The sequence below is a fragment of the Pseudomonas sp. PDM20 genome (genome assembly GCF_014852575.3).
In the GTDB taxonomy this organism is placed as follows: domain Bacteria; phylum Pseudomonadota; class Gammaproteobacteria; order Pseudomonadales; family Pseudomonadaceae; genus Pseudomonas.
This window is the reverse complement of the sequence record NZ_CM181224.1, coordinates 6,469,154-6,485,595: the sequence shown is the minus strand read 5'-3', so window position 1 is coordinate 6,485,595 and position 16,442 is coordinate 6,469,154. Positions and strand designations below refer to the sequence as shown.

Below are 16,442 nucleotides of genomic sequence, written 5' to 3'. Positions count from 1 at the left end.
CTATCACCGAGCCTATCCCTGTGAACCTTTTGCAGCACATTGCCCAGTCGCGTCATCTGCTCCGCAAGTCGGAGCTCAAGGTTGCCGATCACGTGATGCAGGACCCTGCATCGGTCATGCACAGCTCCATGGCAGACCTCGCCCACAGCGTGGGCGTCAGCGAGCCGACCATCGTGCGCTTCTGCCGCGCCATCGGTTGCACCGGCTTCCAGGACCTCAAGCTCAAGCTGGCGCAGAGCCTGGCCGCCGGCGCCAGTTTCGGCCAGTTCTCGATCAACGAAAGCGACTCGGTGGCGGACTTCAGCCTGAAGATCTTCGACACCACCCTGCACTCGCTGATGGAAGTGCGCGAGAACCTCGACACCCATGCCCTGGAGCGCGCCATCGCGGCCATCGCCCATGCCCAGCGCGTCGAGTTCTACGGCTTCGGCGCCTCCGGCGCGGTGGCGGCGGACGCCCAGCACAAGTTCTTCCGCCTGCTGCTGTCGGCGGCGGCCTACTCGGACCCGCACATGCAGGCCATGTCGGCGGTAACCCTGAAGCCCTCGGACGTGGCGATCTGCATCTCCCAGTCCGGCCGCTCCAAGGACCTGCTGGTGACCGCCAACCTGGTGCGCGAAGCCGGTGCCACGCTGATCACCCTGTGCCCCAGCCAGACCCCGCTGGCGGACCTGGCCACGGTGAACCTGGCGGTGGATGTCCACGAAGACACCGATATCTACACCCCGCTGACCTCGCGTATCGCTCACCTGGTGGTGATCGACGTGCTGGCGATGGGCGTGGCCATGGCTCGCGGCCCGGACCTGGTGAATCACCTCAAGAGCGTGAAGCGCAGCCTGCGCAGCCTGCGCCTGTCGCCGAAGGTGGTGAAGAACCACGAGGAGCGCCCGGAAGAGGCGTCCTGATCCGTCCCTGACGGTGTCGCCGACCGCCCGTCGGCGTCACCGGGGCTTCACCACCACGTCGTCAAACGGTCATCCGTCGTCAGCATGCTGGCGTCTCCAGCCCTTAGGCCTTGGGAGATGCGAGATGCCCCGCCATATCGACGACACCCAGCTCCAAGTGGATAGCAAGACCCGCCGCAAGCTCGAAGACCAGCGCCGCATGCAGTTCCGTCGCGCCATCGAGGACCGCATGGAGGCCCAGCGCCTCGCCCTCGAAACCTCCGATTACCCCGACCTGATCGCGGCCGCCTACCTCACTTCGGCGAAGGCGGGCCGGCGAAGCGTTCGGCCAGCTGGCTGATCAGCGCCCGCTCTTCACGGATGAAGGCGACGAACGCCTGGGCCACCGGGCTCAGGCGCTTGCCGCGGGCGTGCACCAGACACCAGCTGCGGTAGAGCGGCAGTTCTTCCACCGGCAGCTCATGCAGCAGCCCGGATTGCAGCTCGCGGCTCACCGCGTGGCGCGGCAGCAGCGCCAGTCCCAGACCCGCCAGCACTCCTTCGCGTGAACCTTCCAGCGAGGCGAACTCCAGCGTCTGCGGGAAGTGCGCGCGCTTCTGCTGGAAATGTTCCTCGCAGGCCTTGCGCGTGCCCGAGCCGGGCTCGCGGATCAGCAGCGGGTAGGGCTCCAGGTCCTTCAGCGAAAGCTTCGCGGCGTTGCACAGCGGATGGTCCGGCGGCGCCACGGCCACAATGGGGTTGTTCAGGAAGGGCAGGAATTCCAGCGCCATGTCCTGCGGCACCAGGGACATGATCACCAGGTCGTCGCGGTTGTCCGACAGGCGTTTGATCACCTGGGCGCGGTTGACCACCGTGAGGTTCAGGCTGACGTCAGGGTGCTGCGCGTGGAAGGCGGCGAACAGGTGCGGGGTGATGTACTTGGCGCTCGATTCCACTGCCAGGCGCAGTTGGCCCTGCAGCGAGCCCTTGAGGTCGGAGAGGTTCATGTCCAGCACTTCCAGGCGCTGGAAGATGTCGGTGGTGGCGCGCAGCAGGGCGTCGGCGGCATCGGTCTGGTAGAGCTTCTTGCCGATGTACTCGAACAGCGGCTGGCCGACCAGTTCTTCCAGCTGGCGGATCTGCAGGCTGACCGCCGGCTGGGTCAGGGCCATTTCCTCCGCGGCGCGGCTGTAGGAACGGCTTTCGCACACCGCACGGAAAACCTGCAGTTGGCGAAGGGTCATACGCATCAATGACTTACGCATAGAACACGGCCTGATCGCGACATTTCCGCTCAACTATAAAGCATTCTTTATGGCTACCCCAATAATTATTGATTTTGGTTAATCCTCCCTCCCGCGCTAGGGTAAAAACACGCCGGAACCCGCTCCGGCCGAGAGAGCCAGCTGCCGCGACCGGAGCTGCCGATGGGTTTTTACGCCGGGGTCCAAAAGGCCCGGGCCGAGGGAAAGCCGCAGTGATCAAGAAAATCCTGATCGCCAACCGTGGGGAGATCGCTGTCCGGATCGTGCGCGCCTGCGCCGAGATGGGCATCCGTTCGGTGGCCGTCTATTCCGATGCCGACCGTCACGCCCTGCACGTCAAGCGCGCCGACGAAGCCCACAGCCTGGGCGCCGATCCGCTGGCGGGTTACCTGAACCCCCGCGCCCTGGTGAACCTGGCGGTGGAAACCGGCTGCGACGCCCTCCACCCGGGCTACGGCTTCCTCTCCGAGAACGCCGAGCTGGCCGATATCTGCGCCGAACGCGGGATCAAGTTCATCGGCCCCTCTGCGGAAGTCATCCGCCGCATGGGCGACAAGACCGAAGCGCGCCGCAGCATGATCGCCGCCGGCGTGCCCTGCACCCCCGGCACCGAAGGCAACGTCGCCGACCTGGCCGAAGCTCTCTCCGAAGCCGAGCGCATCGGCTACCCGGTGATGCTCAAGGCCACCTCCGGCGGTGGCGGCCGCGGCATCCGCCGCTGCAACAGCCGCGAAGAGCTGGAGCAGAATTTCCCCCGCGTGATCTCCGAAGCCACCAAGGCCTTCGGCAGCGCGGAAGTCTTCCTCGAGAAGTGCATCGTCAACCCGAAGCACATCGAGGCGCAGATTCTCGCCGACTCCTTCGGCAACACCGTGCACCTGTTCGAGCGCGACTGCTCGATCCAGCGCCGCAACCAGAAACTGATCGAGATCGCCCCCAGCCCGCAGCTCACCCCCGAGCAGCGTGCCTACATCGGTGACCTCTCCGTGCGCGCGGCGAAGGCCGTGGGCTACGAGAACGCCGGCACCGTGGAGTTCCTGCTCGCCGATGGCGAGGTGTACTTCATGGAGATGAATACCCGCGTGCAGGTGGAACACACCATCACCGAGGAAATCACCGGCATCGACATCGTCCGCGAGCAGATCCGCGTGGCCTCCGGCCTGCCGCTCTCGGTCAAGCAGGAAGACATCATCCACCGTGGCTTCGCGTTGCAGTTCCGGATCAACGCCGAAGACCCGAAGAACAACTTCCTGCCGTCCTTCGGCAAGATCACCCGCTACTACGCGCCCGGCGGCCCTGGCGTGCGCACCGACACGGCGATCTACACCGGCTACACCATCCCGCCGTACTACGACTCGATGTGCCTGAAGCTGGTGGTCTGGGCGCTGACCTGGGAAGAGGCGCTGGACCGTGGCCTGCGTGCGCTGGACGACATGCGCGTGCAGGGCGTGAAGACCACCGCCGCCTACTACCAGGAAATCCTCAAGAACCCGGAATTCCGTAATGGCCAGTTCAACACCAGCTTCGTCGAAAGCCACCCGGAACTGACCCAGTACTCCATCAAGCGCACCCCGTCGCACCTGGCCATCGCCATCGCTACCGCCATTGCCGCCCACGCTGGCCTGTGAGGAATTCGTACATGACCGTTTCCAAGAAAGTCACCGTCACCGATACCATCCTGCGCGACGCCCACCAGTCGCTGCTGGCGACCCGGATGCGCACCGAAGACATGCTGCCGATCTGCGACAAGCTCGACCAGGTCGGCTACTGGTCGCTGGAAGTCTGGGGCGGCGCCACCTTCGACGCCTGCGTGCGCTTCCTCAAGGAAGACCCGTGGGAGCGCCTGCGCAAGCTCAAGGCCGCGCTGCCCAATACCCGCCTGCAGATGCTCCTGCGCGGGCAGAACCTGCTCGGCTACCGCCACTACAGCGATGACGTGGTGCGTGCCTTCGTCGCCAAGGCGGCGGTCAACGGCATCGACGTGTTCCGCATCTTCGACGCGATGAACGACGTGCGTAACCTGCGCGTCTCCATCGAGGCCGTGAAGGCCGCCGGCAAGCACGCCCAGGGCACCATCGCCTACACCACCAGCCCGGTGCATACCATCGACGCCTTCGTTGCCCAGGGCAAAGCCATGGCCGACATGGGCGTGGACTCCATCGCCATCAAGGACATGGCCGGCCTGCTGACCCCCTACGCCACCGGCGAGCTGGTCAAGGCGCTGAAGGATGCGCTGCCGCTGGACGTGGTCGTGCACTCCCACGACACCGCCGGCGTCGCCAGCATGTGCCAGCTCAAGGCTGTGGAAAACGGCGCCGACCGCATCGACACCGCCATCTCCAGCATGGCCTGGGGCACCAGCCACCCGGGCACCGAGTCGATGGTTGCCGCCCTGCGCGACACCCCGTTCGACACCGGCCTGGACCTGGAGCTGATCCAGGAAATCGGCATGTACTTCCACGCCGTGCGCAAGAAGTACCACCAGTTCGAGAGCGAGTTCACCGGCGTGGATACCCGCGTGCAGGTCAACCAGGTTCCGGGCGGGATGATTTCCAACCTGGCCAACCAGCTCAAGGAACAGGGCGCGCTGAACCGCATGCCGGAAGTGCTCGCGGAAATCCCGCGGGTTCGCGAAGACCTCGGCTTCCCGCCCCTGGTCACCCCGACCTCGCAGATCGTCGGCACCCAGGCGTTCTTCAACGTCCTGGCCGGCGAGCGCTACAAGACCATCACCAACGAAGTGAAGCTCTACCTGCAGGGCCGCTACGGCAAGGCGCCGGGCAAGATCGACGAAACCCTGCGCCGCCAGGCCATCGGCAACGAAGAAGTCATCGACGTGCGCCCGGCCGACCTGCTCAAGCCGGAGCTGAACAAGCTGCGCGAAGAGATCGGCAGCCTGGCCAAGTCCGAGGAGGACGTGCTGACCTTCGCCATGTTCCCGGACATCGGCCGCAAGTTCCTCGAAGAGCGTGCCGCCGGCACCCTGAAGCCCGAAGAGCTGCTGCCGATCCCCAACGGCAAGGGCGTGGCCGCTGCTGGCGGTGAAGGCGTACCGACCGAGTTCGTGGTCGACGTGCACGGCGAAAGCTACCGCGTGGACATCACCGGCGTCGGCGTGAAGACCGACGGCAAGCGCCACTTCTACCTGTCGGTGGATGGCATGCCCGAAGAGGTGGTGTTCGAGCCGCTCAACGAGTTCATCGGCGGCGGCGGCAACAAGCGCAAGCAGGCCAGCGAGCCGGGCCACGTCAGCACCACCATGCCGGGCAACATCGTCGATGTGCTGGTCAAGGAAGGCGACAGCGTGAAGGCCGGCCAGGCCGTGCTGATCACCGAAGCAATGAAGATGGAGACCGAAGTGCAGGCGGGCATCGCCGGCACCGTGAAGGCCATCCACGTAGCCAAGGGCGACCGGGTCAACCCCGGTGAGATCCTGGTTGAAATTGAAGGCTGACCAAGGACAGACGGGTCTTTAAGGTTCAGTCCCACGGGGGAGCACGATGCTCCCCCTTTTTTTGCCTGGAGGATTTCCGGCGTCGCGCCATTGGTTGATCTGCGTCGGAAAATTCCTTCAGAAAGGCTCTATGTTCCACGCTGGGAAAATTGACTGACCAGGGTGCGGCGATGGGGAGAGTCGTTCTGTTGTGGGTGCTGCTGTGCGGGGCCACCCAGGCTTTGGCGCAGTCATCGGAGATGATGGATCGGCTTGCCGCCCTGGAGCAGGACCCGGCCAAGCGCGAGCAGGCCTATGCCGCCGCGCAGGAGCGCATCCTGCTGTGCAGCAAGTGCCACGGCAAGGATGGCAACAGCAAGCGCGACTACATCCCCAACCTGGCCGGGCAGAACCCGCAGTACCTCTTCGACGCCTTCGAGAAGTACGTCGACGGCCAGCGCACCGACTTCGTGATGAACCAGGCGGCCAAGCTGCTGAGCATCAACGAGCGGGTCAACATCGCCTACTACTTCAGCCAGCAGAAGGTCCTGCCCCGCGCGGAGGCGGCGCCGGACAAGGCGCTGGTGGAACAGGGCGCCCGGCGCTTCGCCACCGTCTGCGTCACCTGCCACGGCGAGAAGGCCAAGGGGCACGACGGCTTCCCGCGTATCGCCGGGCAGCCGCAGGTCTACCTGACCCATGCCCTGCAACGTTACCGCGACAAGGATCCGAGCCGTGCGGACTCGCCGATGCTGGCGGTGGCGGCACTGCTCAACGATGACGACATCACCTCACTGGCTGCCTATATCAGCCAGCTGCAGCCCTGAAAGCAGCCAGCCGCCCGGAGGCGGCTGGCTGTTGGACTGAACGGCGGAGGCTTACTGCTGCTTGTCGTCGGCCGGCTTGGCTGCTTCAGCGTCCGGCTGGACCGGGGCGGCGGCTTGTTCGGCAGGCGCCGTCGACTCTGCCGGCGCGGTCTGTTCAGCAGGGGCTGTCGGTTCTGCCGGCTTGGCTTCCGGTTGGATCGCAGGCTTGGTTTCCTGCTGGGCAGCTGCGGGGACGGCAGTCTTCGAGGCTTGTTCCTCTTGCTTGCCACAGGCGGCAAGAACGGCGCAGGCAGCGATCAGGATGCAAAGCTTTTTCATGGGAGTGCTCACTCATCGAGGTTGGGCGGATACCGGTCGGCTGACCGGGGCGGCAAGCTTTGCCGTCGGCGCTCGCTGAGGCTATGTGTCGGGATCCGAGACAGGCCGCGAAATTTCCGAATCTCTCGTCTTAACAACGCCCAAGAAAAAGCCCGGCTTGCGCCGGGCTTTTTCGTCAGTGGATCGCGATCAGAACGCCATCTGCCATTGGGCGATCAGCGCGTGGTTCTGCGCGTTGCTGCCCATCTGCCCGCTGTAACCGATGCCGACGGTGTTGCGCGCCGAGACGCCGACATCGAAGCCGACGTCCAGCAGCAGGCTGTTGCGATCCAGCGCGGTGCCCTGGACGCTGAAGGCGTCGCCGCCGGCGAGGAAGGACTGGCGGGTTTCGCTGTCGATGTCGCCGAAGGTGTGACGCCAGCCCAGGCCCAGGCGCGGGGTGAAGCTCATGCCGTTGCTCAGGGTGTCGAGGCGGGCGATGCGCAGGCCGAGGGTGCTGCTCAGGTTGTCCTGGTCCTGGGAGTCGACGTGCAGCGCGGCGGCGCCGCCCTTCTCGTCGTACGAATCGCGCTCGTAGCGCTGGTAGTCCAGGCGTGCGTAGGGCTCGGCGCTCAGGCGGCCGCTGCCCATGGCGTAGCCGGTCTCGGCGAACGCCTGCCAGCTGTCGGCGTCGTAGTCGCCCTTGGGACGATCACTGAAGCCGTCGAACTCCACCCGGCGTTTGCTCTCGCCGTCATGGCTGCTGTAGGCCGCACCCAGACGCACTGCCAGCGGGCCGCTCTGGTGCAGCGCGTAGGCGCCCAGGTGCCAGCTGTCGATGTCGCCGGAGACGCCGCCGCTGCCGTCCAGGTCGGTGTGCGAGTAGCCGCCGAGCACGCCCAGGCGCCAGTCCGGAGTCACCGCCCAGTCGGCACCGAGCAGGGTTCCGCCGGTGTTCTGTTGCAGGTCGCCGCTGTTGTCGTGTTCGTCGAGCTTGCCGTGGCTGCCGATACCCTGCACCCAGAGGCGACCGGCGGCGTTCGGGTCGTTCAGGTTGCGCGCTGCGCTGGGTACGCCGGTGGCGGCGAGCATTGGTGTGTCGCTGCGCTCGGTGGCCGCCAGCAGGCTGTTGCTGCCCAGCTGGCGCACGGCGTTGAGCATGGCGCTGCCGACCTGCTGGCTGCCGGCGATGGTCGCGGCGGCCAGGCTGGCGTTGCTGGCGCCGGCCAGTTGTTCCAGGGCGGAAGTGGCGTTGCTCGCGTCGCTGGTGATCAGCGCGTTGTACAGCGCACCGCCGTTCTGGCTCTGCAGGGCGGAGCCGGCGTTGCGGCCGTTGCTGCTGCTGGCCAGGTCGCCGAACTGCACGTCGTTGCGGGTCAGTTGCAGGTCGACGCTGTTGGCGCTGTAGCTCAGGGTCGGGGTGAGGAAGGCGAAGTTGCTCTTCACGTCGGCGAACTGGCCGCTGACGCCGCCGGTGGAGCTGATCACCTGTACGCTGCTCTGCCACGGCCAGTTGCCGCTGCCGGCCTGCACGGCGAGGTGCGAGCCGTCGATGCGGGTGCTGCCGTCCACCAGCACGGTGGCGTGGGCGCCGCTGGGCTCCACGCCGAAGGCCAGGGTCGAGCCGCTCTGCAGGTTCAGGTTGCCGGTCACCTGGGCGGCACCGGTTGCCGGCGAGGCGACCAGGGTACCGGCGACGTTCAGCCCGCCGACGCTGCCGCTGCCCGAGTAGGTGGCGCCCTGGTCGATCTGCAGGGTGCCGAGGAGGCTGCCGGTGTTGTTCAGGCTGGCGCCGCTGAAGACTTCGCCGCCTTCGCTGAAGTCGTCGGTGCTGGAGAGCGTCCAGCTGCCCTGTTTCACGTCCAGCCATTCGAAGTTGGCGCTGTTGCCGAAGCTGCCGCCGGCGGCGTCGTCGAAGGTCACGGTGTCGCGGCCGCTGCCGCCGTCCACCAGACCTTCGAAGCGGCTGCCGGAGAGCAGCACCAGGCTGTCGTTGCCGCCCCCCATTTCCAGGGCCACGCCGTTGCCGCCCTGGATCAGACCGTCGTTGACCACGGTGTCGTCGAGGTCGCCGGACAGGGTCACGCCGGAGAGCTTCTCGCCGGTGATGCTGCCGTGGTTCTCCAGGTAGGTGGAGCTGAAGCCGCTGTTGCCGTTGCCGTCGTCGACCAGGATGCCGCGGTCGACGCTGCGGATGATCGCGCCGGCGTAGTTGATGATGGTACCGCCGCCCATGGCGATGCCTTCGCTGCCATTCGGCGAGCCGTCCTTGGAGCCGGCGGCGCCGGTGCCTTCGATGATGCCGTGGTTCTCGATGTGGCCGGTGTAATCGATGTCCACACCGTCGCCGTCGCCATCCGGAACCAGCCCGTTGTAGGAGCCTGTGATGCGCCCGTAGTTGATCACGGTGCCGTCGCCGTCGGAGCCGAAGCCCGAGCCATTGCGGCCGATGATCACGCCGTCGGCGTAGTTGATCAGGGTGGCGCCGACATCGGTGGTGATGCCGTGGCGGCCGCCGCTGATCAGGCCGTGGTTTTCCACGTAGCCGCCGGAGGCGCCCTGGAAGTCGATGCCGTCGTTCTTGGTGTCGGCGGTAATCATGTCCGAGCTGCTGATCTCGCCATAGTTGGTGATCGACGCGTTGCCGCCGGGGCGGATGGCGTCGTTGCCATCGCTGTGGATGACGCCGCTGGCGCGGTTGATCAGGGTGACAGTGGCATTGCTCTGCAGCTTGTCGAAGTCCAGCGCCTGGCCGGTGGCGGAATAGATGCTGCCGGCGTTGTCGACCAGCACGTTGCCGGCGCTGAACGGGTTGTTCATGCGGATGGCGTCGTCGTAGCCGAGGATGCGCCCGCCTTCGCGGTTGATGATCTGGTAGAAGCGCGTGGTGCTGTCGCTGCCGGAGGTATCGACCACGCGGCCGGTGGTGGACTGCATCAGGCCGCTGTTGTCGATGACCACGCCGCTGCCGGTGGCCGCGCCCTTGAGGTCGACGCTCTTGCCGCTGGTGACCAGGCTGCCGGTGCTGGTGACGGTCAGGGTGTCCTGGTTGGCCAGGGTGCGGCTGCTAGTCTGCGCGTCGCTGATGATGGGCGATACCGGCACGGCGTGGGCGGTTTCGGCGGCCAGGCTCGCCAGTACCAAGGCGATGCTCAGCGCGAGCGGGGAGGGCTTGTGCAGCATGGTACGGGCGTCCTTTTTCTTATCGAAGTGGCCGCCTTTTATAGCGATGGATTCTTACGCTTTTGTAACGGTGCTGGCCCCTTGCCAACTTCGTCGCCGGGCAGGGACGGGAGAAACCTTATATACTCTGCGGTCTTTTTACCGTTTCCAGTGTGAGAATCGCCGTGAGCCAGCTGCCGCCCTGCCCCCAATGCAACTCCGAATACACCTACGAAGACGGCGCCCAGCTGGTCTGCCCCGAGTGCGCCCATGAGTGGTCCGCTGACGGCTCGGGCGAGGCCGAAGGCGATACCCGCGTGATCAAGGACGCGGTCGGCAACCTGCTGCAGGATGGCGACACCGTCAGCGTGATCAAGGACCTCAAGGTCAAGGGCTCGTCCCTGGTGGTGAAGGTCGGCACCAAGGTGAAGAACATCCGCCTGGTGGACGGCGACCACGACATCGACTGCAAGATCGACGGCATCGGCGCGATGAAGCTGAAGTCGGAGTTCGTGAAGAAGGTCTGAGCCTTCTCGCTGCCCATAAAAAAGCCCGGCCATGTGCCGGGCTTTTTTTGTTCGCCGTTTTCAGCCTTGGAGAGGGCTCAGGATGAGCGCAAAACTTGCGATACCCATCGCTCGCTGTTGCAGGAACTGATGGGTATCGCTTCGCTCCACGCCATCCTACGGGGTGAGCAGTGGCTCACTCCTTGTAGTAAACCACCTGGTTGCTGGTCGCCAGCAGTGCGCCGGACTGGCTCCACAGCTGGGCGCTCTGGTCGAAGAAGCCGTTGCGGAATTCCTGGGCGCGGGCGTCGCCCAGCAGGTAGCCGCTGCCGACCTCGGCCATCTGCGCGGCGTCGGTGTGGAAGTAGGTGGTGATCGACACGGTGCCGGCCGGCACCGGGGTGGCGCGGCGCAGCCAGATGCGCGGGTAGAAGATGTCACTCATCGCCGCCAGGGACAGGAAGTCCAGCGGGCGGTCCTGGGCATCGCGCAGCCAGAGCTGGCTGCGGCTGGTCTCGCCGCTGCCGTCCCATTGGGTGGGGAAGGCACCAGAGACCGGGCGCATCTCATATTGCTTGGGCCAGGCCACCCCCTTGGCGGCGGGGCTCATCGGCTCGAAGTCGCTGGGCGGGGCGAGGTCCGGCGCGGGGATGTCGGTCAGGCTCCAGGTCTCGCGGCGCAGCGCGGTGACCAGGGTGGCGGTGGTGGTGACCTGCCGCTCGCCGGCTTCATCAGCCTGGGTCAGTTGCAGCAGCCAGTGCTGGGTGCTGCGGTTGGTGCGCACCGGCACGGCTTCGACCTGGAAGGCGCCGGCCACGACTGCCGCAGCGTAGTTCACCGTCAGCGACACCGGGCTGCCGAGCAGTTGCGGGTGGCGCAGCGCGCCCTGCAGCAGGACCGCAGCGGTGACGCCGCCGAAGGGGCCGACCATGTTCCAGTAGTCCTGGCTGGTGTGGCCCTCGTAGAGGTTGGGCTGGCCCGCCACAGGTTGCAGGGCCACGGCGCGGTCGAACGGGTGCAGGGCGGTATCGGTCATGACTCTCTCGGCACTTTTTGTTCTGGGGAGAGGGTCTTGTAGGGGAAAGCGCCGAGTCGGGTCAAGGATACCGAGTGGTCAGGGCGTGACCTCGAACCTCAAGGTGCCGATGACTTGGCCGGCCTCGGTAAGCACCTGCACCTGCCAGTCGCCGCTGGGGTCGGTGGGGAAGTTCTGCTTGTGTGTCCAGGCGCGGTAGCCGGCCTCGCGGCCGCCCTTGATGTCGAGGGCGATGCGGTCCACTTCCTGGCCGTTCAGCCGCCAGGCATGGTAGATGCGCTCGTTCAGCCCGCGCGGGGCGTTGATCGCGGTGTAGGCGTAGAGGCCCTGACTCTTGATCTGCGCAACGCTGACCGTTTCCAGACTGTCGCCGGGGGTGCGCTGGGCGTTGTCGAAGCTCTCGGTCACCGCCATCTCGGTCATCCACAGGGTCGAGGGTGGCACCCAGGCGCGGGCGAACCAGCCCACCGCACCGATGGACAGGGTCAGGCCGACGAGGGCGAACCAGCGCCACCATTTGTGGATCTTCACCGTGACCGCGAGGCTCGGGAAAGACAGCAGCACGGCGATGCCGAGTGCCGCCTGGTAGCTCTGCGGGGTGCTCAGGTGGAGGATGATCGGCAGCGCGGTGAGCAGCACCGCGAACAGCGTCAGGGTGTGGTAGCCGAGGAAGGTCCAGCGCCGCACCGACAGCCACTTGTAGTAGACCGGGTCGGTGATCGCCGCGAGGCCAGCCAGCGTCAGCACGCCGGTGAACAGGGCCTGCCCGCTGTTCCAGGTGGTGGTGACGAAGAAGAACGGCAGGCAGAAGAACAGGCTTTCCTGGTGGATCAGCTGGGTCGCGTAGCGCAGCAGACCCGGTGGCACTTCCCAGCCGAAACGGCGTTTGAAGCGGTCGGTAAGCAGGTTCTCCAGCATCAGCCAGATCCAGCTGACCAGCATGACGATGGCCATGGCGCGGGCGAAGCCGGCGCGGTGGCGGTCCACCATGATGAAGCTGAAGACGCCGGAGCAGAAACCGAACAGGGCGATGACGCGCGGATACTTCTGCAGCAGGCCGAGGACGAGAGTGATGAGGCGCTGCACGCGCTCTTTCCAGATGAGCATGGGGCGGGAAGGCATTGCGGATTGGGGGCGAGATTGTAACCCCGGATGTCGGCGCGGGGCACGGGGAGTGACGGGAGGGGGTTCGGGCGTGGCCCCTCACCCCAGCCCTCTCCCGGAGGGAGAGGGGGCCGTCCGCAGCGTTGGGGCATTTACGGAGTCAGTCGGCGAGCGTCGGTCCTTCAGCCCGTGGAGGACAGTTCCCTCTCCCTTCAGGGAGAGGGTTAGGGAGAGGGCAGCCGCCGCGCAGGAGGACGGGTTCGCGAGCAAGGACTAGGCGTCCCTCTCGGTCCTACGAAAAGCGAGATGTCAGGAGCAGGACTCAGTGCTTCCCGCTCAGCTCCTCCCGCGCATAGTCGACGAACAGCTGCGCCGGCTTGGTCAGCTGGGCGCGCTTGAGCCAGGCGGCGACCAGGCCGGAGGTGCTCACCTCTTCGGCGACATCCACCGTCACCACCTTCTTGCCGTCGTAGGTGCACTCGGAATGTGGACGGGTGACCAGCAGGGAGAAGCCGAAGCCCTGGCCAACCATGCCGCGCACCATCTCGATCGACGGCGAGCTGAAGGCGATGTGCGGGTTCAGCCCCAGTTCCTCGAAGATGCGCACGAAGTAGGTGCGGCTGGGCTGCACGTCCAGCAGGATCATCGGCTCCAGCACCAGGTCGCGCAGGGAGACCTTGTCCTGCTTGGCGAAGCGATGGTTCTCCGGCAGCAGCGCATAGGGGCGCTGGGCGGGCATCAGCGGGTCGGTGGAGATGGTGGCGTCGAGGTCATGCTCGTAGAGCAGCGCCAGGTCGAAGCGGCCGGCGGTCAGGCCCTGCACCAGCTCCTGCTGCTCGCCATCGCTGATGCGGATTTCCACGCCGGGGTAGCGCTCGCGGAAACCCGAGATCAGCCGCGGCAGGTAGAGCGGGGCGACGGTTTCGAAGCAGCCGATGTCGATCTGCCCGGCCACCACGTCGTTGTCGGCGAGGGCGTTCTGCTCGAACTCGTGGGCCATGCGCAGCAGTTCCTGCGCCTTGCGGTAGAAGCGCGCGCCGCTGGGGGTGAGCGACACGCCCTGGGCGTGGTGGCGGATGAACAGCTGAACGCCGAAGCTCTCTTCCAGCCCCTTGATCGCCGTGGAAATGGACGGCTGCGCGATGTACAGCTTGCGCGACGCCTCGGCCACGCTGCCGCACTCCACGGTGGTCACGAAATACTTCAATTGCCGCAAGGTATAGGAAGCCACTGCACGCCTCGTTGATGCTTTTTTATACAAGATACCGCGTTGGGCCGGCCGGCGGGGGCGGCCCATGGCGAAGATTTTCCTCGCCGGGGACCACATTTTTCATGGCCTTGGCCGCCTGCTGCGACCCTCCGGGCGCGGGCATACTCCAGCGCAGTGCGTGAAAGCGCCCTGCAAATCCCGTACACGCAGCCTGGAGTAAAGCTCATGCGCATGGCCCTTTGGCAGACCTGCGGCCTCCCCGGCGATGTTGCCGGCAACCTCGACCAACTGGAGCGCCAGGCCGGCGCCGCCGCTGCTGCCGGCGCGCACTTGCTGCTCTGCCCCGAGCTGTGGCTGGGTGGCTACAACGTACCGCAGCGGATGAACGAGCTGGCCGAGGCGGCGGACGGCCCGTCTGCCCAGCGCATCGGCGAGCTGGCGCAGCGCTTCGGGCTGGCCATCGCCTACGGTTACGCCGAGCGCCATCCGCAGGGCGGCAAGCCGTACAACTCGGTGCAGGTGATCGGCCCGTCCGGCAGCGCGCTGGGCCACTACCGCAAGGCGCACCTGTTCGGTGCCATGGAGCGCGAGGTGTTCAGCGCCGGCGATGTGCTGGAAGCGCCGTTCGACTATGCCGGCTGGCGCATCGGCTTGCTGATCTGCTTCGACGTGGAGTACCCCGAAGCGGTGCGCACCCACGCACTGAACGGCGCCGGGCTGATCCTCATTCCCACCGCGCTGACGCCCGAATACGGCGCGGTGCCGGGGGTGATAGTTCCGGCGCGGGCGGTGGAGAACCAGCTGTTCGTCGCCTACTGCAACCACTGTGGCGTGGAGGACGGGCTGGCCTTCCTCGGTGGCTCCTGCATCGTCGCGCCGGATGGCGAGCGCCTGGCTGCCGCCGGGCCCGCGGAGAGCCTGCTGATCGTCGATCTGGACCCGCAGCAGCGCGCCCGCCAGGCCGGCACTTTCCCCTACCTGCCGTGCCGTCGCCCCGAGCTTTACGAGGCGCTGACCCGCTGAATACGGGCGCTGCAGCGGTGCGCAGGCGCGCACCGTGATGGTGCGCAATGCTCCGGGCCGGTGCGTGGCTGCCCAGCTTTTTCATATACCCCGAAGACAAATTTAATAATTTTCCTTGGCAAGGCCTTGGGCGACCATCCAATCCACATTCGAACAACAACGTCCCTCGAGGGCGAGCGAAGCAGGAGTGCCCTGGTGTACGAGCTCAACGATTGGCGGCAGCGTGCTGCCCGGCAGACTTTCATCGACAGCGCGCTGATCGGCGGCCGCCGCGTGACTGCACAGGATGGCGCGACCTTCGCCGCCATTGACCCGGCGACCAATCGCCTGCTGGCCAATGTCGCTGCCTGTGGCGCGGCCGAAGTCGACGCCGCCGTGCGCGTCGCCCGCCAGGCCTTCGAGACCGGCCCCTGGGCGCGCATGGCGCCGCGCGAGCGCAAGGCCGTGCTGCAGAAGCTCGCCGAGCTGATGATGGCCCACCGCGACGAACTGGCCCTGCTCGACACCCTGAACATGGGCAAGCCGGTGATGGACGCCTGGAACATCGACGTCCCCGGCGCCGCTGGCGTGTTCTCCTGGTACGCCGAAAGCCTCGACAAGCTCTACGACCAGGTCGCGCCGACCGCGCAGAACGCCCTGGCCACCATCACCCGCGCGCCGCTGGGCGTGATCGGCGCCGTGGTGCCGTGGAACTTCCCCCTCGACATGGCCGCCTGGAAGCTGGCGCCCGCGCTGGCCGCCGGCAACTCCGTGGTGCTCAAGCCCGCCGAGCAATCGCCATTCTCCGCCCTGCGCCTGGCCGAGCTGGCGCTGGAAGCCGGCATTCCCGAAGGTGTGCTGAACGTCGTGCCGGGCCTGGGCGAAAGCGCCGGCAAGGCGCTGGGCCTGCACCCGGACGTGGACGCCCTGGTGTTCACCGGTTCGACCCAGGTCGGCAAGTACTTCATGCAGTATTCCGCGCAGTCCAACCTCAAGCAGGTCTGGCTGGAGTGCGGCGGCAAGAGCCCGAACCTGGTGTTCGCCGACTGCCGCGACCTCGACCTGGCCGCCGAGAAGGCCGCCTTCGGCATCTTCTTCAACCAGGGCGAAGTCTGCTCGGCCAACTCGCGCTTGCTGGTGGAGCGCTCGATCCACGACGAGTTCGTCGAGCGCCTGATCGCCAAGGCCCGCGACTGGACTCCGGGCGACCCGCTGGACCCGGCCAGCCGCGCCGGTTCCATCGTCGACAACAAGCAGACCGCCGGCATCATGGCCTGCATTGATCGCGCCCAGAGCGACGGCGCGCAGCTCGCCTGCGGTGGCCGTCAGCTGAGCTTCAATGGCTCGGACAATTTCATCGAGCCGACCATCTTCACCGGCGTGCGCCCGGAGCAGTCCCTGGCCCGCGACGAAGTATTCGGCCCGGTGCTTGCAGTCATCCCCTTCGACAGCGAAGAAGAAGCCGTGCGCCTGGCCAACGACAGCATCTACGGCCTCGCCGCCTCCTTGTGGAGCGACGACCTGCACCGCGCCCACCGCGTGGCGCGCAAGCTGAACGCCGGCACCGTGTCGGTGAACACCGTGGACGCGCTGGACCCGGCGATTCCGTTCGGTGGCGGCAAACAGTCGGGCTTCGGCCGCGACCTCTCGCTGCATTCCTTCGATAAATACACGCAGCTCAAGACCACCTGGTTCCAGCTGCGCGACTGAATGAAA

At 66.4% G+C, this 16,442-nt stretch carries 14 protein-coding genes; 8 read left to right on the top strand and 6 right to left on the bottom strand.

Features of this window, described 5'->3' with window-relative positions; translation table 11 throughout:
- Positions 1–20 precede the first annotated feature (20 nt).
- The gene (hexR, locus tag IB261_RS29810; protein ID WP_045214017.1) at positions 21–905 is read left to right on the top strand and encodes a transcriptional regulator HexR; all 885 of its coding nucleotides are present in this window, start codon (positions 21–23) and stop codon (positions 903–905) included.
- A 124-nt stretch (positions 906–1,029) separates the two neighbouring features.
- On the top strand, positions 1,030–1,245 hold the full coding sequence (locus tag IB261_RS29805) for a PA3496 family putative envelope integrity protein (protein ID WP_081519099.1): 216 nt from the start codon (positions 1,030–1,032) through the stop codon (positions 1,243–1,245).
- On the opposite strand, the gene IB261_RS29800 is transcribed toward IB261_RS29805, so the two are convergent.
- The gene (locus IB261_RS29800) at positions 1,199–2,134 is read right to left on the bottom strand and encodes a LysR family transcriptional regulator (RefSeq protein WP_138213613.1); all 936 of its coding nucleotides are present in this window, start codon (positions 2,132–2,134) and stop codon (positions 1,199–1,201) included. The genes IB261_RS29805 and IB261_RS29800 overlap by 47 nt on opposite strands.
- A gap of 227 nt (positions 2,135–2,361) precedes the next feature.
- Between IB261_RS29800 and IB261_RS29795 the strand changes: the two genes are divergently transcribed.
- From IB261_RS29795 to IB261_RS29785, 3 genes are all read left to right on the top strand, one after another.
- Positions 2,362–3,777, top strand: coding sequence for an acetyl-CoA carboxylase biotin carboxylase subunit (locus IB261_RS29795; protein ID WP_024766119.1), 1,416 nt, complete (start codon positions 2,362–2,364; stop codon positions 3,775–3,777).
- 11 nt (positions 3,778–3,788) lie between these two features.
- The gene (oadA, locus tag IB261_RS29790; protein ID WP_081519101.1) at positions 3,789–5,603 is read left to right on the top strand and encodes a sodium-extruding oxaloacetate decarboxylase subunit alpha; all 1,815 of its coding nucleotides are present in this window, start codon (positions 3,789–3,791) and stop codon (positions 5,601–5,603) included.
- A 170-nt stretch (positions 5,604–5,773) separates the two neighbouring features.
- Complete coding sequence (locus IB261_RS29785) at positions 5,774–6,409, top strand: c-type cytochrome (protein ID WP_225606161.1); 636 nt, start codon at positions 5,774–5,776, stop codon at positions 6,407–6,409.
- Positions 6,410–6,460: 51 nt separating this feature from the next.
- On the opposite strand, the gene IB261_RS29780 is transcribed toward IB261_RS29785, so the two are convergent.
- Together IB261_RS29780 and IB261_RS29775 are read right to left on the bottom strand one after the other, a co-directional pair.
- The gene (locus IB261_RS29780) at positions 6,461–6,727 is read right to left on the bottom strand and encodes a hypothetical protein (RefSeq protein ID WP_081519102.1); all 267 of its coding nucleotides are present in this window, start codon (positions 6,725–6,727) and stop codon (positions 6,461–6,463) included.
- Positions 6,728–6,916: 189 nt separating this feature from the next.
- Complete coding sequence (locus tag IB261_RS29775) at positions 6,917–9,889, bottom strand: autotransporter outer membrane beta-barrel domain-containing protein (protein ID WP_192383542.1); 2,973 nt, start codon at positions 9,887–9,889, stop codon at positions 6,917–6,919.
- Positions 9,890–10,053: 164 nt separating this feature from the next.
- On the opposite strand from IB261_RS29775, the gene IB261_RS29770 reads away from it, so the two are divergent.
- Positions 10,054–10,395, top strand: a complete 342-nt coding sequence (locus IB261_RS29770) for a zinc ribbon domain-containing protein YjdM (protein WP_081519104.1) — start codon at positions 10,054–10,056, stop codon at positions 10,393–10,395.
- Between the two features lie 175 nt (positions 10,396–10,570).
- Here the strand turns inward: IB261_RS29770 and IB261_RS29765 are convergent, their stop codons facing one another.
- From IB261_RS29765 to IB261_RS29755, 3 genes are all read right to left on the bottom strand, one after another.
- Positions 10,571–11,410, bottom strand: coding sequence for an acyl-CoA thioesterase (locus IB261_RS29765; RefSeq protein ID WP_192383543.1), 840 nt, complete (start codon positions 11,408–11,410; stop codon positions 10,571–10,573).
- Positions 11,411–11,488: 78 nt separating this feature from the next.
- Entirely contained in the window at positions 11,489–12,517 is a 1,029-nt protein-coding gene (locus tag IB261_RS29760) for a DUF5924 family protein (RefSeq protein WP_192225710.1), read from the bottom strand.
- Between the two features lie 319 nt (positions 12,518–12,836).
- The gene (locus tag IB261_RS29755; protein WP_081519107.1) at positions 12,837–13,745 is read right to left on the bottom strand and encodes a LysR substrate-binding domain-containing protein; all 909 of its coding nucleotides are present in this window, start codon (positions 13,743–13,745) and stop codon (positions 12,837–12,839) included.
- A 204-nt stretch (positions 13,746–13,949) separates the two neighbouring features.
- Here IB261_RS29755 and IB261_RS29750 point away from each other — a divergent pair, with 204 nt between their 5' ends.
- Both IB261_RS29750 and IB261_RS29745 read left to right on the top strand, forming a co-directional pair.
- The gene (locus tag IB261_RS29750; protein ID WP_192383544.1) at positions 13,950–14,747 is read left to right on the top strand and encodes a carbon-nitrogen hydrolase family protein; all 798 of its coding nucleotides are present in this window, start codon (positions 13,950–13,952) and stop codon (positions 14,745–14,747) included.
- Positions 14,748–14,942: 195 nt separating this feature from the next.
- Positions 14,943–16,436, top strand: a complete 1,494-nt coding sequence (locus tag IB261_RS29745) for an aldehyde dehydrogenase (protein WP_192383545.1) — start codon at positions 14,943–14,945, stop codon at positions 16,434–16,436.
- Positions 16,437–16,442 lie beyond the last annotated feature (6 nt).